This window comes from Pseudosulfitobacter pseudonitzschiae, assembly GCF_002222635.1.
Classification (GTDB): Bacteria; Pseudomonadota; Alphaproteobacteria; order Rhodobacterales; family Rhodobacteraceae; genus Pseudosulfitobacter; species Pseudosulfitobacter pseudonitzschiae_A.
In genome coordinates this window covers 183,195-202,077 of sequence record NZ_CP022415.1, presented here as the reverse complement: position 1 = coordinate 202,077, position 18,883 = coordinate 183,195, and the positions used below count along the sequence as shown (strand labels likewise).

18 protein-coding genes and 1 pseudogene are annotated in these 18,883 nt (G+C 58.4%); 3 read left to right on the top strand and 16 right to left on the bottom strand.

Annotated features, from left to right (window positions below):
* Complete coding sequence (locus SULPSESMR1_RS00915) at nt 1-1,176, bottom strand: MFS transporter (protein ID WP_089419134.1); 1,176 nt, start codon at nt 1,174-1,176, stop codon at nt 1-3.
* Between the two features lie 104 nt (nt 1,177-1,280).
* Here SULPSESMR1_RS00915 and SULPSESMR1_RS00910 point away from each other — a divergent pair, with 104 nt between their 5' ends.
* The 3 genes from SULPSESMR1_RS00910 (at nt 1,281) to SULPSESMR1_RS00900 (ending at nt 4,319) form a co-directional block, all read left to right on the top strand.
* A complete protein-coding gene (locus tag SULPSESMR1_RS00910; RefSeq protein ID WP_162791907.1) occupies nt 1,281-2,102 on the top strand; it encodes a LysR family transcriptional regulator in 822 nt (273 codons plus the stop codon).
* Nucleotides 2,103-2,488: 386 nt separating this feature from the next.
* Entirely contained in the window at nt 2,489-3,661 is a 1,173-nt protein-coding gene (locus SULPSESMR1_RS00905) for a low temperature requirement protein A (RefSeq protein ID WP_089419132.1), read from the top strand.
* Nucleotide 3,662: 1 nt separating this feature from the next.
* Nucleotides 3,663-4,319 (top strand): potassium channel family protein, encoded by a 657-nt coding sequence (locus tag SULPSESMR1_RS00900; protein WP_089419131.1) that lies wholly within the window; start codon nt 3,663-3,665, stop codon nt 4,317-4,319.
* A gap of 303 nt (nt 4,320-4,622) precedes the next feature.
* Here SULPSESMR1_RS00900 and SULPSESMR1_RS00895 read toward each other — a convergent pair whose 3' ends face one another.
* The 15 genes and pseudogenes from SULPSESMR1_RS00895 to SULPSESMR1_RS00830 all read right to left on the bottom strand — a co-directional run bounded on the left by SULPSESMR1_RS00895 (nt 4,623) and on the right by SULPSESMR1_RS00830 (nt 18,839).
* The gene (locus SULPSESMR1_RS00895; RefSeq protein WP_089419130.1) at nt 4,623-5,405 is read right to left on the bottom strand and encodes a hypothetical protein; all 783 of its coding nucleotides are present in this window, start codon (nt 5,403-5,405) and stop codon (nt 4,623-4,625) included.
* A 145-nt stretch (nt 5,406-5,550) separates the two neighbouring features.
* A complete protein-coding gene (locus SULPSESMR1_RS25705) occupies nt 5,551-7,122 on the bottom strand; it encodes a S1 family peptidase (RefSeq protein ID WP_089419129.1) in 1,572 nt (523 codons plus the stop codon).
* A gap of 263 nt (nt 7,123-7,385) precedes the next feature.
* Nucleotides 7,386-7,601, bottom strand: a pseudogene (locus SULPSESMR1_RS24865) (IS256 family transposase); the annotation flags it as partial.
* Between the two features lie 138 nt (nt 7,602-7,739).
* Nucleotides 7,740-8,906, bottom strand: a complete 1,167-nt coding sequence (locus tag SULPSESMR1_RS25780; RefSeq protein ID WP_349813530.1) for an MFS transporter — start codon at nt 8,904-8,906, stop codon at nt 7,740-7,742.
* 135 nt (nt 8,907-9,041) lie between these two features.
* Nucleotides 9,042-9,281 (bottom strand): CcdB family protein, encoded by a 240-nt coding sequence (locus tag SULPSESMR1_RS00880; RefSeq protein WP_157728944.1) that lies wholly within the window; start codon nt 9,279-9,281, stop codon nt 9,042-9,044.
* 14 nt (nt 9,282-9,295) lie between these two features.
* Nucleotides 9,296-9,517 carry a type II toxin-antitoxin system CcdA family antitoxin gene (locus tag SULPSESMR1_RS00875; protein ID WP_240311432.1) on the bottom strand — a complete coding sequence of 74 codons (222 nt, stop codon included), beginning with the start codon at nt 9,515-9,517 and terminating at the stop codon, nt 9,296-9,298.
* Nucleotides 9,518-9,917: 400 nt separating this feature from the next.
* Nucleotides 9,918-10,541: a LysE family translocator gene (locus SULPSESMR1_RS00870; protein WP_250161463.1), complete on the bottom strand. Its 624-nt coding sequence runs from the start codon at nt 10,539-10,541 to the stop codon at nt 9,918-9,920.
* Nucleotides 10,542-10,800: 259 nt separating this feature from the next.
* Nucleotides 10,801-11,232 (bottom strand): GFA family protein, encoded by a 432-nt coding sequence (locus SULPSESMR1_RS00865; RefSeq protein WP_089419125.1) that lies wholly within the window; start codon nt 11,230-11,232, stop codon nt 10,801-10,803.
* A 299-nt stretch (nt 11,233-11,531) separates the two neighbouring features.
* Nucleotides 11,532-12,317 (bottom strand): 4'-phosphopantetheinyl transferase family protein, encoded by a 786-nt coding sequence (locus SULPSESMR1_RS00860; protein WP_157728943.1) that lies wholly within the window; start codon nt 12,315-12,317, stop codon nt 11,532-11,534.
* A 37-nt stretch (nt 12,318-12,354) separates the two neighbouring features.
* Nucleotides 12,355-12,891 (bottom strand): RNA polymerase sigma factor, encoded by a 537-nt coding sequence (locus tag SULPSESMR1_RS00855; RefSeq protein ID WP_157728942.1) that lies wholly within the window; start codon nt 12,889-12,891, stop codon nt 12,355-12,357.
* 224 nt (nt 12,892-13,115) lie between these two features.
* Nucleotides 13,116-14,393: a lysine N(6)-hydroxylase/L-ornithine N(5)-oxygenase family protein gene (locus tag SULPSESMR1_RS00850; protein ID WP_089419122.1), complete on the bottom strand. Its 1,278-nt coding sequence runs from the start codon at nt 14,391-14,393 to the stop codon at nt 13,116-13,118.
* The gene (locus SULPSESMR1_RS00845) at nt 14,393-15,445 is read right to left on the bottom strand and encodes a GNAT family N-acetyltransferase (RefSeq protein ID WP_089419121.1); all 1,053 of its coding nucleotides are present in this window, start codon (nt 15,443-15,445) and stop codon (nt 14,393-14,395) included. The genes SULPSESMR1_RS00850 and SULPSESMR1_RS00845 overlap by 1 nt, the downstream gene beginning before the upstream one ends.
* A 3-nt stretch (nt 15,446-15,448) precedes the next feature.
* Complete coding sequence (locus SULPSESMR1_RS00840; protein WP_089419120.1) at nt 15,449-16,360, bottom strand: alpha/beta hydrolase; 912 nt, start codon at nt 16,358-16,360, stop codon at nt 15,449-15,451.
* Nucleotides 16,357-17,517, bottom strand: a complete 1,161-nt coding sequence (locus tag SULPSESMR1_RS00835) for a PLP-dependent transferase (RefSeq protein WP_089419119.1) — start codon at nt 17,515-17,517, stop codon at nt 16,357-16,359. The genes SULPSESMR1_RS00840 and SULPSESMR1_RS00835 overlap by 4 nt, the downstream gene beginning before the upstream one ends.
* Nucleotides 17,514-18,839, bottom strand: a complete 1,326-nt coding sequence (locus tag SULPSESMR1_RS00830; RefSeq protein ID WP_089419118.1) for an MATE family efflux transporter — start codon at nt 18,837-18,839, stop codon at nt 17,514-17,516. Before SULPSESMR1_RS00830 ends, SULPSESMR1_RS00835 begins: the two co-directional genes overlap by 4 nt.
* Nucleotides 18,840-18,883 lie beyond the last annotated feature (44 nt).

Sequence of the window (18,883 nt, the reverse complement as noted above, 5' to 3'; positions counted from 1 at the left end):
TCAGTTCCTTTCGGGGAGAAACGCCAGGGCCAGCGCGGCCAGTGGCAGGAGGGCTGCAAGCGGTGCGAGAGACGACAGACCAAACCCGGCAGAGAGCACGAGCCCCCCGAGCCAGGCACCGATGGCATTGCCGAGGTTGAAGGCAGAGATGTTCAGCGTAGAACCAAGGGTCTCGGTACCTTCAGGTGTTTTGGACATCATCCGGGCTTGAAGCGGCGCAAGAGTGGCAAAAGCCAGCAAACCGAGGAAGAACATCGCTGGCGCAGCGAGCACTGGCAGGACGAGCCCGAGGCGCAACGCCAGAAGGCCCCCAGCCAGACCAGCGAGCACAAGCGGCACCGCCGGGCCCGGCCAACGATCAGCCAGCCTCCCGCCAAGCACATTGCCGCCGACAATGCCCAGCCCGAAGAGCAGGAGGTATAGCGCGACCCACGCCTCCGGCACGCCCGCGACCTCGGTCAGCAGCGGGGTGATATAGGTGAAGACCATGAACACGCCCGCGTATCCCAGCGCTGTCATCGCGAGGGCGCGCAGCGGTGCGGGCCGAATAAAGAGCGCCAACTGGCGCAACTTCAGCGGTGTGCCGGGTGAGGTCTGTGGCACCAAGAGGGCGATGGCGACGAAAGCGAGTGCGCCGATGGCTGCGACCGCCCAAAAGGTGGCGCGCCAGCCGTAGATTTGCCCCAGCCAGGTGCCGAAGGGCAGCCCCAGCACCGTGGCGAGTGTCAGACCGGTGAAAACCATGGCGATGGCCGAGGCCTTGCGATGCGGCGGCACGATAGCCTGAGCAACGACAGACCCGGTGCCAAAGAAGGTCCCATGCGCAAATCCAGTGATCACCCGTGCCGCCAGCACCAGCCCAAAGCCGGGCGATAGTGCGCAAAGCAGGTTGCCGGCAGTGAAGATCGCCATCAGCAAGATTAGCACGGCGCGATGCGGCAAGCGGCTGGCCGCGATGGCCAAAATAGGGCCGCCGAAGGTAACTCCAAGGGCATAACCCGTGATCAGCAACCCCGCCGAAGGCAAGCTGACGCCGAGATCTTGTGCGACCTGAGGTAGCAGCCCCATGATGACGAATTCCGTTAGCCCGATGCCGAAGGCCCCAATTCCAAGGGCGATGAGGGGGGCCACGCGGGGTGATACCGTCCGCGTTGCGTGATCAGAAATGTTTGCCATTCGCGTGTCTCCAATTGTTCGGAGAGAGGATGGCAGCTTCTCGATTGTGGAATAATTGGCATTCTGATAACAATACTTGTGCCGCAATTTCACAAATTAGGCTAATGCGCGACACCAACCGCCTGCAAGAAATGGAAGTCTTCCTAGCCGTCGTCGACGAGGGCAGCTTCTCTGCCGCTGCGCTGGCACGGCAAATGACACCTTCGGGGGTGTCAAAGATGATGACCCGGTTGGAGCAGCGTCTGGGAGTCACGCTGATGCGGCGTACGACGCGAAAGATCCACATCACCGATGAAGGCATGGACTTTGCCCGTTCGACCCGTGGCATCCTTGCCGCGTTGGATCAGGCCGAGCGCGAGGTGGGCTGTGGCCCGGTGGCGGGCACGGTGCGGATCGCCAGTAGTTCGGCTTATGCCAACCACATTCTCGCACCGATCCTCCCTGAGTTGCTGCGTCAATATCCGGAACTGGAGGTCGAACTGGTGATCGGCGACGGTCTGGTGGACATGGGTGGACAACCCATCGACCTGGCAGTGCGTGCCGGTCCACTGCCGAACTCTGCGATGAAGGCGCGCTCTCTCGGCATCAGCGAGGTCATCACCGTCAGGGCGCCCGGAAGTCTGGAGGGCAGCCTGGCATTCGCCTATGCCCGCCGTGATCCGATCTGGCGCGAGGGGGGGTCACGTGTGCGGGCGACGGACGGCAACACCATTGCGGCGCTGGCGCTGCATGGCAACGGGACAGCTCGGGTGGGGCACTTTATCGTCAGGCAGGAACTCGTCACGGGCCAGTTGGAACGCGTGGCCGGAAGCCGCACGGTGCGCGAGGAATTCCACGTCGTCTACCTCGGGAAGGCGGCCGCGCTGCCCGCAAGGGTTTCCACCGTCATCGAGCACCTCGTTCACAGAGGGCGGGTCGATAGGTAGAGTCAGGACCATTCTCGCGCATCAGAGTATAACGCTTTTGCTTCCGGCCTATCTCGTTGAAATATTCACGCTTGATCGATTCGTCGATCTGGCGCGGAATCTTCTTGCGCCGGGCGTTTCCCGTCTTCGCCACCCTCCGGGCGATTGCCTAAGGCGATCATGGCAGGCGACCTTGCTAAAGGGCAGATCGCGTCGGGGCTGCCACGCGCTTTTGATCCCGCCCGATCAATATCCGCGCAATATGTACACAGGTAGCCTTCGGGCAACATGCCATCGCGATATTATCGCCCGCTTTAGCTGGTTTTCTGAAGAACCGCCGGTCTTCGAACCCTTGCAAATGCTGATGGATTTCAAGGATAGTTACGACGATTTAACAGGAAACGTTCATGCCCAGTATGTTGCACCGCCTTGTCCCGTCCAGCGCCTTGCGCACCCTCGATCCTGAACAAACGCCCCATGTCACTACGATGGAGCTGTTTTTCGACCTTGTTTACGTCTTCACCATCATTCAGCTATCGCACTATCTTCTGGAGCACGCCACCTGGCTGGGCGCACTGGAATATGTGACGCTGTTTGCCGCCGTATGGTGGGCGTGGAATTACACTGCGTGGGCCGCGAACTGGGTGAACCCCGACCATCCCAGTGGACGCGGGTTAATGGTTGTGTTGATGGGCTGCGCGCTCTTGATGGCCGTGGCCGCGCCGCAAGCATTCAGCGACCGCGCGGGCCTCTTTGCTATCGCTTATGTCGCGATGGCATTGATCCGCGCAGGCTATATGGTCTTGATCTTTCGAGGTCAGGTTATGGGACGCAACTATGCGCAACTTGGCTTGTGGAGTGCGATTTCCGGGGTCTTCTGGATTCTTGGCGCACTTATCGAGACCGTTCGGTTGGAGCTTTGGATTGTCGCGGTTCTGATTGACTACGCTGGCCCATATGCCGGGTTTTGGCTGCCGGGCAAGGGGGCGACCCCGATGTCAAGTTGGACATTGCGCGGGTTGCACCTGTTCGAACGCAACCAGTTGATCTTTATTATTGCACTTGGGGAATCCATCCTGCTTCTCGGAGGTTACCTGGTCAGCCATGAGATTCATTTTGACATCGGCTTGGCCGCATTAATCGGCTTTCTGCTGATCGTGACATTATGGTGGGTTTATTTTGTCGATTTGTCCGAACCCGGGGAACAGCGGTTCGAGCACGAGACCGACCACGCCAGCCTTGCCCGCGCAGGGTTAGCTTATGCCCATGGGGTGGCTGTTTGTGGAGCCATCGTCACTGCTGTCGCCATCGAGATGATTGTGGCGCATCCCCTCGATCCGATCCATGTCGAAACTGCGCTCATCGCCTTTGCCGGACCCTCACTGTTCTTGCTGGGATGCACCATCTTCCACCGGGTCACGGCTGAGCGACTGCGTGCGCTATACCTGCTGGCCGTGGTCGCATTGGCGGCATGGGCTTGGGTGGTCTTGAGTCTGCATCTGAACGGGCTGTGGCTTGGTGCGGGTGTCTTGCTGATCATGATGACCATGGCCGCGCTCGGACATCAAAGGGTGAAATGAGATGCTGACACTGCCCACGGCACGGAACAAGGTCACTGCAAACGGGATGCTTCTTGCGGCGATCCTGATCCATAACCTGACCTATCCGCTATCAGCGGCGGGCGGGACTTGGCCCGCGTTGTTCTATGGCTTCTATGCAGCGATATTCGTATTGGCGACATGGGCGCTGACGGACATGAAGACACTACGCCTCTTCGTCGGAAGCGCAGGGCTCGCCGTCTTCATTGCCGGAGTGCTAAACTCCTACGTCCCTTCTTCAACCACAGCTCTGGCCATCTATCTGGCCTCCATCGCCTATCACCTGGGCATGGTGGTGGTGTTGGTGCGCTATACCTTCGGCGCACGCACGGTAATGACCGATGTGCTGCTCTCTGCCACCTCGCTCTACCTCGTGATTGGATCGGGTTTTGCCGCCGTTCTGGCCTTGATCGAATGGAGCGCACCGGGATCATTCGTGGCGAGCTCCGGCACGGCCATTGACTGGCAACAGATGGTATATTTCAGCTACGTGACCCTCACCACCCTTGGTTATGGCGACATCACCCCGGTCAGTTTCTACGCCCAGTCCTTCGTAGTCTTTGAGGCGATTGGCGGCACGCTCTACACCGTAATCTTGCTGTCCCGCCTGGTGGGACTACACGCAAGTCAGGGTAGCTGAGAAAACCCCTTACTGCAGCACGTTGTGGCCCAATGAAAACCTTGCCCTTGCCAAGCTTAATGGCAGCGTCGGCTCTGGTGCAAACAACGGCGTGATCGGCGGACCAACGCAGGCTGTGCCAAATACAGGGCAAGCCCAAGCACGCCTAAGACAGGTAGTCACAATACATTTTCATTTCAGAGTTCCTTGTATTGAAGGCCGCCACAGCGTCCCGCCTTTACCTTGAAGCATCATGTATCGCCAATGTCCCAAGAGCACGAAGTTCGGCAGGGCATTGGCAATACAGGTTTAAGGCGGGGCGTGTTAAGGGAACGACCAGCCATCGTGCTCAATACGCATGATGCGAAGTGGTGCACCCGGTTGGCTGGGATCAGCGCGCAACCTGAACACCGCCGTGTGCGAGCGACCGAAGTTTACGATCTCGACGTTGAGCGTAATCATACCGCGAAACATGGGTTGATCAGGATCGGGTTCCGGTTCGGAAACGCTGCCCTGAAAATCCTGCGCTCCATAAAGTGGGTCGGCCTGAAGCGGTTGCGACCGCATAGCTGCGACGACATCCGAAGAGAAATAGTTGGCAACGTTTTCCGGATCCAACGGGTGCGGCCCCCCAAGCCTGGCCAGATCCGCATTCTCGTAAAGCGCCCGCACGAGATCCTGTGCATGGAATATCAGTTCGTCACCTGGTACCGCATCAGGACCCGTCGTCAACGAATCCACGGGCTCATAGCCTTCTCCGATAATGTAGCGTTGCGCCACCCAACCCGCCTTGCTCATGTCGGCTGAACGCATGAGACACCAGCGCGGCGGCAGACTGTTGATCTCGGCCTCGGACATCACCGAAAAATGCGCCATCGTATAGAAGGGAACGCAAGTGATCTGCTGCAAACCGCGTTCATCATGCGCAAAAGTGTCAATTACGGGATAGGTCGTGCCCGGCCCCATGCGGGCGTTGAGCACGTCATTGGTTGCAACGCCATGAACCTGCCAGGCATCGGGGCCGTGCCCGTCGATCTCGGCATAGGCTGCGAAGGGCTGCCACGCCAGGAGCAATGCACCGCTCAGGACAAGATATAATTTTTTCATTTAATGTATCCTTTTGCACAATCGAATATTTTTTCGAACGACGTATAAAAAGCAATCAGTATCGCGGCTATCCTTGAGGAGAGAACATATCGCCAGGGAATTCACTTGGGCGCAGGGTGCGGACGGCTGCTGTCCTTTGAAATCGTCACTCGTTCGGTAGGTCAACCTTTATGCCACCGGCATCCGCAGCAATTAGAAGTTTAAGCTTTGCAACCGGCACACCAAGGTTTGAACCGCCGAATTCGGGCAGTATAGCCGCATTTATACCGATGACTTCTCCTTGCAGGTTCAATACCGGTCCGCCACTGCCGCCCATCGTCGTTTCGGCATCATAAACAATCGCTTCAGACGCGACCTGAGCCGTAATACCGCGGCTGGCCAACGGAACGATCAAACCAGCCTCTGACAGGCGTTTGGACACATTCCAGAACTCTATGTCCTCGTCGACCTGCAACTGCCTGACAAACTCTTCACCAGACTGGGCCAGAAGACTACGAAGACCAGTTGGGTAGCCCAACAAAATAACCTCTTCTCCGGGTTCTGAAGCTCTTTCAGCCAGTTCCAAACCATCAATCTCAGGCAAGTCGGCATCCAGCTTCAAAAGTGCCAGATCAGCCGTCTGGCTCGCATTCACCAGGGAAACACCCACCGCTTCACTGTGGTTCGGGAAATAGGCGACAAATCTGGTGACCACTGGCTCAAAGACGTTTGTATTGATGACGTTTGAATATCTTCCATATTCCCAAGGCATTGCAACGTGGCGGTTGGTGGCGATCCAACGGTCACGTTGCAGCAAAAACCCGGTTCCGGTAAGTTGAATTTTTGCGACCGGGCCGTTGCCATCAAGGGCCAGCAGTGGTTGCCCCCTGGACAACATGACCGGAACGCCATCCCGGTTCAAAACGTGCCTCATTTCCTGACCCGTCAATGCATCCCGAAGGCGAAACTCCAGTTGAAGAAAAGCGACTGATTCAGTGGCCTCTCTGATGACACGCTTGACGGCACCCGAGTGGCGCTCCAGCTCGTTCAACCTTTCAACGTTGGAAGATACCTTACTGGTCAGCTCCTTTCTCAATTCGACCAGATCGCTTGGCTTCAACGCTTCAGCGCGTGCCTTTGCCAATGCGGCGGCTACAGAATCCAATTGACCGGAACTTGCCTCGATTCTCTCCCTCATCAGCAAACTTGCCTGGTATTGACTGTATGCAAACCCGGCAAGTGCGATGAGTGCCACAATGATGGTCACCCGGTAGGTAATCGTGGTCTGCCTGATCAACCGCCCCCCAAACTGGGCAGCGGCATGTCCAAGACGATACCCAAGCGGTGTTCGGCTAAAGCGGAGATATGCAACAGAGTCGCCAGCCATCTCAGCAATGGTCCACCTCAGGGGCAGACTGCCGGTAAACTGGTAATACCGCATCATCGGTCCGGTCTCGCCAAACTCCAACACGTCTCCATCCCGAAGGTTTGCTGAGTTGACAAGCCTCCGATTTATCCAGAACTCACGGTCATTAATTACTGAAATTGAATAGCTTTCATCAGTTCTGCGCAGTATTGTAAGAATATCGCTGTCATCCGCAACGTCCTGTTTCCCCACAAAGCGGAGGATCCGGTTGTTTTCAAGAATCCCGAATATGATGTCTTCATGCAAACGTACCTCAGCACCACGGCGCGCGCCGGTGAGTTGCTCAAGTATGGCAGTGTACTCCGTCAACATTGCATCTGCCTTTGTAACGGCTATTCTGGTCTCTTAAGAAATTCGGACACGGCTTTTGTGCAGGTGTCCAAAGAATCTCACGTTGGAAAATTGTCAAAACCGACCCTTTGACAGGGGCGTCACTTCTGCATCTGAAGAGTCAGTGATATATGTAGTCTTATCATCTCATAAGCTATTTGGTAAACATCCGGCGTAGGCTGCGGCGAGGTCAGCGCACCCGCTCGCGGACCATTTCGATGCACTCTCGCAGGTTATCAATATCGAACACAGAGAATGCGATGACTGCCGAGGTCGCGTTTCTGCCACGCACCATAATCTTTCCATCAGTAGGCCTTCAGCCCCTTGGCGTTCGGACCCAGCCGCGCCTCGAGCGCCTCGGTGAAATCGCCGGTGGGCACGCCCTTGAAGTAAGGCCACTGCGGCAACTTTTCGACCGATTTCACTTTGCGCAAATACCGTGGCAGGATGCTGGGCGTGAAAGGGGGATGACGAAGAAAACGACCGAACGGATCCGATTTGGGAGGCCCGAAATGTTTGACGAATTTATCACTTAGGCGACGAAGTATGAACCCTTCCTACGCCAGTTGGCACTATCGATCCTGTCGCTTGCGGGACCGCTATTGGGCATCTGCTTCTGGATGCAGCGCTCCTACGGTCTGGACACCCTGTGCCGAAATGGGGTGTGCGACCCCGTTGTCTTCGGGCGGCGCGCTGCTCAGCACGCGCACGATGGCCACCGTGGTCGTTAAGGCTCCCAATGTCGCAAGGAAGACAGGTACGCCAACGGTCCCCATAACTTCGAGGCTGGCAGGTCCCACAAAGGCACCAACAAGTATCCCGACGTTGAGACTCAACACCAGCGACCCACTTGCAGGAACAATCTGGGCGGGCACGAGGTGATCGTTGGCATAAGCCACGCACACCGAATAGACCGGAAGGACAGTGGCGCCCAAGAGGATCGCAGCGACCAGCACGGCGTCACCGAACAGGCCCATCGCGAGAGCAATGGATGTCAGTGTACAGGCCACCGCCAGTGCCGCTACGATGAAACGGCGATCCCAACGATCTGATACCAATCCGACAGGGAACTGTGCCACAGCGCCTGCGAGAGTGGCGGCCACGACCAACAGTGTCGCTTCGCTTGCCGCCATCCCACGTGCCAGTCCATAGAGAGGTAGTCCGATGTAGACAGTCGCTTGAGCCGCGCCGTTCAACATTGCCCCCAACACACCCATAGAGGTAATGCTCACCAGTTCACGGAGTGACATTCGCACTGGCGGTACGTACTCAGGTGCCGGATTGTGCGACATCAGGACTGGCAAAAACGACAAGGAGATCAGGATCGAGGCGACCCCAAACATCAACGCTCCAGAGTCTTCTCCCGCCCCCGCCAATGCTTGGCCTGCGGACGCTCCCGCCATCTGAACCACAAAATAGACCGAGAGCACCGTGGCACGTGACGTGTTAGCCGTACGAGCATTTAGCCAGCTTTCGCTGATCACATAAAGACCTGGAAAGCAAAATCCCGCGAGTATCCGCATTGCCCCCCAGGTCCAGACATCTACGGACAGCAGATGTACAATGGCGGTGATCGAGCACAGCGAACCGAGCGCCGCAAAAGCCCTTACGTGCCCAATCCGAGCGATCAATCGTGGTGCGTAGACGCAGCCTGCCAGCGCTCCCAATGGATAGCCTGATTGCATAAGTCCAATCGATGAAGCCGACATGCCCACCGCCGCCCCACGCACGCTCAATAGCGTGACCAAGAGTCCATTCGCAGCCATCAGCATGAGCATGCCAGCGAAAAGTGCCCAGTTTCCTTTTATGGAGTTTATCATGGAAAGAAGTCTACCAGAGTGGATGAGGTGGAACCATTCGCTTTAGGGCACGCGATCAAAACCCGATCAAGTGTTTTCCGATCAACAAAACCCTTGAAAAACCATGTCGATTGCGCGGGTGATCTCGTCCTGATGGTCCGACAGGTCACCCACCGCTGACCCAAGCAGTGCGACACGAACCGCAGCCATCGACTGGATGATCAGCACGAATTGCTTGCCATCCAGTGTAATCACTGGGTTAAGGTATTTCGCTGGAGGCAGGCTTTGATCGAGTGGAACCAACGGGGCCACCACCCGGCCAGCCCCGGGCAGGTCATGCACACTGAACTGCGCCGTCAGAACTGCCGGTACTTTTCAAGCGGCAGGCCGTTCTTTTCGACCCACGCGTTATAGCCTTCCAGCGCCGTGCGGTTTTCTTGCAGCCACTGCGCGGCCTTTCGGGCGCGCACGGCGTCGCGCAGACTGGCCTCGAACGTAGCAGAGAGGTTGATGTTCAACGCACGGGCTTCGTCCAGAAGCACCGGGTCGATGGTCAGGTTAGTTGCGCGTTTGTTCATTTGCGCCTCCTGTGGGTGCATCATGCGCATTCCTAACACACATGGGATTTGCGGACGAAGGTTGCGCGCCTACCGTCTTCATCATTTTACCTCGAACTCTTTCAGCAGATCACACATCCACAAAGACACAATCGAACTACGACTGTTGTTGGTGGCTTTGCCTTCCACAAGCCGCAGCGCGGTCGTTCCCGTTCCGCACCCCAGCTCCAGAAATCGGTTGCCTGTGCTTAGCCACTCGCGAGTCCGATCCAGCGTCCGCTCGTACCCGCCCTGATCCGATATTTTCGCCTTGGCATATCTTCGTGAAGCCCGATCCGAGAATCGGGCACCGCAAGGTGGGTTCGAGCCCACATGGCACTAAGCTGCACAATGCACAAATGTCTGCCATCTGGTCTTGCGGCTACCGTTGTGGCTGAAAGTCCTTGCTTGCCAGCAATGCGGCTGCGCCGATCATCAGCGCGCCGCAAACCTTGTTCACTAAGCCGAAGGAAAACCGCTTAAGCGCGGTGGCCGCTCGCACTCCCAGCCATCCCCAGAGCAGTAAGATCGCTCCATCGACCACCAGATACGTAATACCCAAGATGAACAGTTGAGGCAGTACGGGCATCGTCGGGTCGATGAACTGGGGAAAGAGAGCGCCAAAAAATACGACGGCAAACGGGTTTGCCATGGATGTCACAAAGCCTTGGCGGAACAAACGGAACGACTGACCAGATGTGTTGGCTGTAACATGATCCGCTTTTTCCTTCGAGAGAATGAGTTGAACGCCAATCCAGACCAGATAGGCAACCCCGAGCCATTTGATCCAGATGAACGCGCTTGCGGAGGTCGCGATGATCGCGGCAAGCCCGAAAGCCGCCCCCGTCATTTGCAAGCTGTTAGCTGTCAAATCTCCAGCGATGGTATAAACGCTGCGTCTTAGCCCGTGCCTTACGCTGTTCGATATGATGAGAAGCTGGCTGGTATCAGGGGGTGTTGCGAAAAACACGGCGACTGCTGCCAGATAAACCAAATAGATATCCATGGGCATCTTCGCGTTCCTTCGGCTGTGATGTTGCAAACTATGACCTTGGTGCCACTTTGGTCAAACTCTCATCGCTGCCATTTTCATCTGGATACTAGACGCCAACTCAGTCAGCTGACCGACGTTTCATCCAACAAGATTCTGCCCGATCCGCGAATGGCCTCTGTGGGTGGCTCCTGCATTGCAACGCAGCATCAGATCGTCGCGCCATTGTTTACAAAGGGCCGAAATTGGCGCGCATCGCAATACTGTGAACATTTCATTTGGTATGTGGATTAGATGCCTCATACGCCGCCGCAGTCTTTCGCGGGTGGTCACCTTCCAAGCGAACCGCAACCATAGCCTTGTCGGCGTATATCTCAGAGCGCAGTGGCCAGTCATGTGCGGCATCGAACAAACCAGGCATCAGATCATAATCCTCTGCTTGATCGTTCGTGTTTCGCATCCAGAGATGCGTTCCACACTTGCCGCAGAAAGCGCGTTCAGCAAATGAAGTAGATTGAAATCGCTTCACCGGCCCCTCTACAGTCACTGCATCGGCGGCAGCCGTGAATGCAAGAAAGACCCCGCCTGACCAGCGTTGACACATTCGGCAGTGGCAGGCACCCGGCTGCGCGTCGTGCTCGCCGTCGACGCTGATCGTAACCTCACCGCAAAGGCAGCGGCCTGCAAGTTTCGTCGCACTACTCATGTTTCACTCCTTATCAAGTGGCGGCTTGGCATTAGAAAATGCGCGACATGTTCATCCCGATTACAACTTTTACATCGCGTTTAACTTTTTTCGCATGGCTGCAAATTGTCACGGCATCAAGGGGCGCGCGGGCCTACCTGTCGGGCAGTGATCCTGCGGCGGTGGATGATGTAAAATTCAGATATTTGAGCCCCGAGTTTTAAGATAGAATGACGGGAGACGGCAGCAGCCCTTTCTCGCATCAGTATGCGTAGACAGCCAAAGGCGATCAATGCAATTGCATCGGAAGCAGAAAATCTTCACGAAACTGCAGTATTTGGGTCTGTGGCGACGTTGATACTATGACACGTTCGGCCAACAGACCCTGAACCTTGGGCCGTCGGATTGTCGTTGTTTCCCGCGCAGTAATACCACGTCAGCAAATATGACGACCGTCTGCGCAAATCTATGCGAAACTTCCTACCCGCCGGAAACAACGGACCAAGGTCAGCCGCCAACCCCAAGACCACTGCGGACGGTGTCGGCGGTGCAGCCAATACTGCAGCATCAAAACCGAAGTGGCGACCAACCCGCCCATTGATCGCCTTGAACAGGGTCTCTTTTGCCGAGAAAATCGCGGTGGTGGCCGTCGCGTAGTCCAGACACCGCTGCGCGCGCAATAGAGCAACCTCGGGGCCTGAAAGCGCAACCTTTTCGATCGCACGCACCGCGTTGTCATCGGCAACATGTTCTAGATCCAGCCCGACAAGGGCATCTGGATCGGTGCCGACGATGCAGGCGATCTTGGCAGAGGAATGGGTAATTGACCCGCACAGCCCCGGTGGCCAGACTGGCCCCCGTCTGCCGCCGATCCTGATTTGGGCCGTGGGAACATCAAGATGCCGTTGCGCGATCTGCACCATCATCCGGCCCGCCAGAAATTCTGCCTGCCGCTTGGCAATGGCCTTGGACATCGTTTCGGGGTGGTCAATCCCATTAACTGTGAACAGGGCCGGATCAAACAAATCGGGCCAAAACCGCCCCACACCCAGCAACACGCCGGGCCGCAGATTTTCAAAGCGAACCGCATCCAAAAAGGGTTTCACAAACGCACCCGTCCCCGCGTGGCAAGGTGCAACTGCGCTATTGTCTTGTGCCAATATGTACCATCCTGTCGTCGTGGTCTGGCGGGTCGACATAGTCGGCCAGCGCTGATTGCGTTCGGGCAATGATTCCGTTTATTCCGGCAGGAGACAGACCAAAACGACGGGCAATGTCTTTTTGCGTTTCGGCCCCGAGACGGTGCGCAAGAATAATTTCGGTTTCGCGCGCAGGCATTCTGGCCAGCCCGCCTGCCAGCCGCCGCAAGGCTTGACTGTCTTGTAACTGCTTTTCGGCATTGGGCCGGTCGCATTGCAGGTCATCCTCCGGCTCAAGCGGTGTTGCCCGTTCACTGACGTCGCGGCGTAACTGGTCCAGCGCCAGATTGCGCACAATCCGGCGCAGGAAACCACGCGGGCTAGCAATTTCGGCGCCAATCGCCTTGCTGTTCAGACAGCGCACGGCGGCATCTTGCACCACATCTTCGGCACGGTCGCGGCTGCCGATAATGCGCATTGCATCGCACAGCAGCATTTCACGCTCATCCACCAGATGACGCAGCAACTTTTGCCGTGTCAAGGCACAGCCAGAGATATGGTTATTTTGTGATTGGGCCATCGGTTTGCGCATGAAAAGGGAACGACACGACGTTGTGTTTGCCTAGCGCGCAAGCTGAGTTGATGTGCGGAAGCTGTACCCTCAACCATGGGTCACCACAATGATCTAATGACCTTGCGGCGGCGATTTTTCGCCAAATGCGTGTATTGGTCAGCCCGGAGAGAGGCAGGGCCGACCCATTGGTATCATTCAGCCGCAATGGCCGAGGAAGATTGACACAAGGTTTCAAGTGTTTGCGCAATCTCCTCTGAACGCAGCGCCAAAACCGACAGCAACGTATCGCTCAACCCATGCGTGGGCTCGCTAAAGCCCTGAACAATGATCGCAGGCTCAAACCCGTCTTTCATCGGCAAACGGTAATCGCGACCGGGTTCTTCGGCAGCTTGCCACGCGCCCAGATCCGCCAGCACCGAATGCTCCAGCGCCCGCCGGTATCCTGTTGCCAACACCACCAGATCATAGGTTTCGGTCTGGTGCCCCAAAGGTCCGCTCAGATGCAGCCTGATCCGGTCATCAACCTGCTGCACCTGACGCACATCGGTTTCAGCCCGCAGGGCTAACCGACTTTCGCCGCGCACGTCCTGTTCATAGAGCGTCTCGTAAATCTGCGCGATTAAATCGGCGTCGGCTACAGCGTAGTTTGTCGCCGCCAGATTGCGCAGGGCCTGCGCCCGCGCATCCGCCGACATGCTGTGGAACCGGTCCGTTTGCACTGGGTCGAAAATCTCGTTCACAAAGGGCGTGTCGTCCGATGGTTTCATCGCCCTTGCCCGCATGATCATGTCAACATTGGGCTGTTCCGCACGGACCTCAAGATCGGCAAACACCTCGGCTGCACTTTGACCCGCACCGATGACTGCAATGCGCTGGCCGGGCTTCAGTTTCGGAATGAACTGCGAAAGATAGCTGCAAGCGTGGATTACCCGGCCGCTGTCTCGCACAGGTTCGAACACCTCGGGCCAATGGGGCGTACCGCCCGGCGCCAGCACCAGATTGCGTGCGAAGTGACGCGCCTGCGTGCCGTCCGCGCTTTGGCTGTGGATAACAAGATGGGTCACACGTTCACCTGTCTGCACAGGCTCGATCCCGGTAACGCGGTTGTCATACTGGCAATTGGAAAACTGCCCCGCGATCCAGCCCAGATAGTCGTTGAACTCTTCACGACTGGGGAAAAAAGTCTTGCGGTTGATAAAGCGCGACAAACGGCCCTTGCTGTGCAGATAGCTGAGAAACGAAAACCCGCTGCGCGGATTGCGCAGGGACACCAGATCCTTAAGAAACGACACCTGCATGTCGGTGCCCGGAAGCATCATGTCCGGATGCCATGCAAATGCTGGCTTTGCCTCAAGAAACCCGGTGCGCAGGCGGCTGCCGCGTTCGTGCAAGGCCACGGCCAGCGCCAGGTTAGAGGGTCCAAAGCCGATGCCTATCAGGTCCAGTGGTCGCGTGTTCTTCTGGGTCATCATTGTTCTCCTGTGAGAAGCAAATTGGTTAGGGACAAGGCCAGCGGCGTGCCCTGCCCTGTGTCGGGGCGCGCCCAAAGGCGGGATTCGAAAAAGTGCTGGCGCTCCAGCCGCACCAGCGTCGCCCGTTTATGGGCAAAGTCGAAATCGCGCACATGGGCAAAGCCGCCGCGCCCGAGGTTCTTGAGTTGTTTGAGATGGCTTGCTTTGGGTTCCCCCACCAGCGCTTGCGTGCGGGGTTCGACCAGAAACATGTAATGCATCAGCGAGGGCATCCACGCCGTGACATAATCTGCCCCGCGCATGTCATCTTCACCGATCAACACATGCCAGCCCCGATCCCACGGGTCCGCGTCATAGACGCCGCCAATCCGGTTTTCGCGTGCCCAGTACAGTTCGAAATAGCCAAAATCGCGGCCGTCCAGACTGCCGATCACCGGCAGGATATGCGGGTCTGAAATCAGCGTTTTCAGGGTGTTTCGGTGGTCATCCAGCGTTCCCGTCCCTTCAAAAAAGACGGCAACGCGCGGATCATTCTGCCAGCGGTGAAAGACCGGCAAGTCCGCGATGTCTGCTGCCCGCAGTTCGATCTGCTGCCCCAACCATGGAATGTGCCGCCGATACAGCGGCCCGACCGGTTTGGGCGGGCGCACCGGATGACGGCCGTGGCGGCCTGATTGCCAGACGGTTGGCCACGGCGGGGTCTGGTGCATGATCCAGCGATCCGGCACCTGCCAGAACGCCACCGGAAGCACCCAGACCGCATCGGCGGTGCGCCATGCGACGCCCATTGCAACAAGCTGCGGCAAAAGTATCGCCCACCCTTCCCCGTCAAGACGGATCGCAACTTCGCCACCTTGTGCGCTCAGCACCTCAAAGGCGGCAAGTGCTGCAGCGACAGATGTTTCCGAAGTGGCACATTCCGGTGCGCTCAGCCCCAACTTGCCATCGCCTGCGTCACTCAGGGCAAGGGTGACGCCATCGCCAACCAACACCTGCTGACCGGCCCGCCGTGCCGTTGGATATTCCCTGTCGGGAAGGTCAAAAGCCATGATTCAGGTCCTTTCGTTGATTTGTGTCGTCGTTGTGGCCGAGTGCATGTTTTCGATAGCAAAGGCCCAGCGGATGGCGCGGTTCACCGCCACCGGCAGGACGGACATGTGCGTCTCGTCGGGGTAAATCTCGATTTCGGTCACAATCCCGCGCCCCGACAATGCGTCCGCCATCTGATGTGCGGCGGCCACCGTGCGGGTTCTGGCCTTTTCTGCCAGCCGCGCTTCGGCCTCAGGTCCGTGGGCCTGAAACGGCGCCAGCGCGTCGCCTTCCCATTCCCCGGCCGACAGATGCACCCGCAGTCGGTGCGCGCCCGCGTCAAAGCGGGCCAGATGGTCCAGAACAAAGCTGTCTTCCCACGTGATCGCGGGGCTGGCCGCAATCCAGTTCGCAAAGGCATCGGGGCGGGTGAACATCAGCCACAGGGCAAAAAGTCCGCCAAAGGAATGGCCAAACAGCGATTGCCGCGCCGGATCAAGCGGCGCCAGCCCGGAAATAAAATCGCACACGTCTTCCAGCAGAAACCGCGCCATTTCCGCGCCGCCGCCGGTCCTGACCTCGGGCCCATCCGGGGTAAACGGTGGATAATTCCGCCCCGGCGGCGGCCCAAGATCCCAACTGCGGCGAAGGGAATCATATGCGTCGTCGGTCGGATAGCCCACCGCGATCAGAACACCCCAGCCTATGTTGGTGCCCGTCGGCCAAAACGCCTGTGCCCGCATCGTATCAACGGCCGTGCCAATCACCGCGTTGCCGTCCAACAGCCACAACGCAGGCCATCCTGCGGCCGGGGCATCACCGGGCGGAACCCATAGATACACCCGGCGGATGTCGCCTGTCTGAGTGTCCTTCAGATCAAACCAACGGGTGCCGCCACAGTTGGCCACGCCCTCGGCCACCAAATTCTGCCTCATGCTGCAGCCTCTTGTGCAGCCTGCAGCGCGGCACAAAGGTCATCCATCAACAAATCGGCAGACTCCAACCCGGCGGCCAGCCGGATGGTGCGCGGGCTGACACCAAAGCGTTGAAACACATTCGCCGCTCCGGCCAGACCACAGGCGGCCTGACCCGGCACGATCAGGCTTTCGGGTCCGCCCCAACTGACGCCGATGCGGATATGACGCAACGCATCACAGAACCGGGGCACATCCACGTCTGCCGCCAGATCAAAGGCAAACAAGCCGCCAAAACCGTTCAGCCCTTCGGGACGCGCCGCCAGCAATCCGGGGTGATGCACCGCTACCACCTGTGCGTGCTGTGCCAGCCCCCGCGCCAGCGTCAACCCGGTTTCCATGTGGCGCGCCATCCGCATGTCCAGCGTTCGCATCCCGCGCAGCACAAGAAACGCATCCATCGGTGACATGCGGCCACCGAACAGATGTGTCGCCTCGTGATCGATAGTGCGGATCATCTGGCGCCGCCCCGTGACCAACCCGCCAAGGGTATCGCTGTGACCGGACAGGTATTTCGACGCCGCGTGAACCACCAGATCAATGCCCAGGTCATGCGGGCGCTGGAACAGCGGGGTGGCCCAACTGTTGTCAATTACCGACATGACCCCCAAACGGCGTGCTTCTGTCGCGATGGCCCGCAGGTCCTGCAGGCGGAATGTCCATGATGTCGGGCTTTCCAGATACACCAGTTTGGCACCGGGCAGCGCGTCAACCATCGCCTGTGTATCGCTGCCATCGACATAGACCGTTTCCACCCCGAACCGGGACAGCACGGTTTCGAACAGGCGAAAGGCGTCGGAATACAGATGCTCGACCGCAACAATGCGGTCACCGGCCTGAACAAAGGGCAACACCGCCCCGCAGATCGCCGCCATTCCCGACGAAAACCCCCGCGCCGCTTCGGCCCCCTCCAGTCGAGCAATCAGGTCTTCCAGTTCGCGCACCGTCGGATTGTCGCCGCGTGAATAAATGAACCTGTCTGACCGTCCGGCAAAGACGGCTTCGATCTGGGCATAGGTGTCGAACAGAAACGAACTGCTTTGAAAGATCGGTGTGGCGCTGGCGTCATGCGGCGCAGGGCCTGCGGGCGTAATCAGATCGGGTGGGATATGGGTCATGCAGAAGCTCCGGTAGGTGTAAGTGGAAAAATGACGTCACGGACTGTGACCAAGGCCAGCAAAGCCGCGAGCCACGCTGCGACAAGAACCGCAATGGCAATGCCGACAAGGCCAAGGCCCGGCACCAACAGCCCCATCGCAGGCCACAGCAGCCAGCCCATCGGCGCAAGGCCAAGAAGGGCGGCCTGCCAAGGCAGAACCATCGCTTGCAGGCTGATCTGAGCGCACAATCGCAGGGCAATCGCAGGCAGCGCAAAGGCTAGGCATCTCAGCATCATGGCAGCCTGATCCGCGACGGCAGGGTCGGTCACAAAAAGCCGCGCCAGCGGATGCGCCGCCAGACAGAACAGTGCGCCAAGCGCGACTGTAACCGCCACGCTGACGCGCAGGATCACCCGTAGCGTGCTGGCAAACCGCGCCGCGTTGGCACTGCCATGCGCATGGGACAGGATCGGCTGAACGCCAATGGCAAACCCTTCCAGCGGCAGCATCACGACAAACACCAACCGCAAGGTTATCCCCAAAGCTGCGACACCGGCAGGACCGCCAAGGTCTGCAGCGATACGCAGCAGGGCAATCAGGCCAAGTGTGGTCACAGCGATCGAGGCCGTCTCGGGCAGCCCGACGCGCAACACCGGCCACAAAAGCCGCAGGGGGCCAAGCGCCGGTCGGCGGCACGGGGCGGCGAAATGCCGTGCCCAAACCCCAAGGGTGACCAACTGCGCACAAAGCGTGGACCACGCCGCACCCGATACGCCAAGGTCCAGCCAGAAGATAAAAACCGGATCAAGAATTATGTTCAGGCCAAAGCACAGCGCCAGCGTCATCAGGCTGAACCGTGCATTGCCGCGTCCGATTGCCAGAAAATCGCACAGGATTTGCACGATCGCACAACCGATGGTGAACGCTTGTATCGTCAGATAGGTGCGTGCCGTCTCGAACAGCGCCCCCTGTGCCCCCAGCAGACGCAACAGCGGATCATCAAACACCAACAGCCCGCCGCAGGCGCAGATCGCCAGAACCAGCGCCGCACAGAATGACAGCCCCGCCACCGCGCGGGCTGCTTGTGGTTGGCCCGCGCCCAGCGATCTGGCGGTTGCACTGGCCGCACCGATGCCCAACCCGATACCCGCGGCCGCAACCAGCCCGGCCAGCGGAGTCAACAACACCAAAGCGGCCAGCGCATCCGCCCCCAGACGCCCAACAAAAGCCGCATCAACCACCTGGTGCAAAGCGTTCAGCGACAGCCCCGCCATCGCAGGCAGGCCCAGCCGCCACATCAGGCGGTGCAGGTTCAGGTCGGACAGATCGCTGTCGGCCATGTGTTTCTCCTTGTCTCCTTCACAGGACGCGGCGGCGGGCAGGA

Excerpts from the sequence above, each read along its gene's own strand:
- SULPSESMR1_RS25705 (WP_089419129.1), bottom strand. The coding sequence starts at position 7,122 with ATGTTGACGGAGTACACTGCCATACTTGAGCAACTCACCGGCGCGCGC.
- SULPSESMR1_RS00895 (WP_089419130.1), bottom strand. The coding sequence starts at position 5,405 with ATGAAAAAATTATATCTTGTCCTGAGCGGTGCATTGCTCCTGGCGTGG.
- SULPSESMR1_RS00865 (WP_089419125.1), bottom strand. The coding sequence starts at position 11,232 with ATGAGTAGTGCGACGAAACTTGCAGGCCGCTGCCTTTGCGGTGAGGTT.
- SULPSESMR1_RS00845 (WP_089419121.1), bottom strand. The coding sequence starts at position 15,445 with ATGGCTTTTGACCTTCCCGACAGGGAATATCCAACGGCACGGCGGGCC.
- SULPSESMR1_RS00830 (WP_089419118.1), bottom strand. The coding sequence starts at position 18,839 with ATGGCCGACAGCGATCTGTCCGACCTGAACCTGCACCGCCTGATGTGG.
- SULPSESMR1_RS00910 (WP_162791907.1), top strand. The coding sequence starts at position 1,281 with ATGCGCGACACCAACCGCCTGCAAGAAATGGAAGTCTTCCTAGCCGTC.
- SULPSESMR1_RS00850 (WP_089419122.1), bottom strand. The coding sequence starts at position 14,393 with ATGACCCAGAAGAACACGCGACCACTGGACCTGATAGGCATCGGCTTT.
- SULPSESMR1_RS00900 (WP_089419131.1), top strand. The coding sequence starts at position 3,663 with ATGCTGACACTGCCCACGGCACGGAACAAGGTCACTGCAAACGGGATG.
- SULPSESMR1_RS00840 (WP_089419120.1), bottom strand. The coding sequence starts at position 16,360 with ATGAGGCAGAATTTGGTGGCCGAGGGCGTGGCCAACTGTGGCGGCACC.
- SULPSESMR1_RS00870 (WP_250161463.1), bottom strand. The coding sequence starts at position 10,541 with ATGGATATCTATTTGGTTTATCTGGCAGCAGTCGCCGTGTTTTTCGCA.
- SULPSESMR1_RS25780 (WP_349813530.1), bottom strand. The coding sequence starts at position 8,906 with ATGGCTGCGAATGGACTCTTGGTCACGCTATTGAGCGTGCGTGGGGCG.
- SULPSESMR1_RS00905 (WP_089419132.1), top strand. The coding sequence starts at position 2,489 with ATGCCCAGTATGTTGCACCGCCTTGTCCCGTCCAGCGCCTTGCGCACC.
- SULPSESMR1_RS00875 (WP_240311432.1), bottom strand. The coding sequence starts at position 9,517 with ATGAACAAACGCGCAACTAACCTGACCATCGACCCGGTGCTTCTGGAC.
- SULPSESMR1_RS00835 (WP_089419119.1), bottom strand. The coding sequence starts at position 17,517 with ATGACCCATATCCCACCCGATCTGATTACGCCCGCAGGCCCTGCGCCG.
- SULPSESMR1_RS00915 (WP_089419134.1), bottom strand. The coding sequence starts at position 1,176 with ATGGCAAACATTTCTGATCACGCAACGCGGACGGTATCACCCCGCGTG.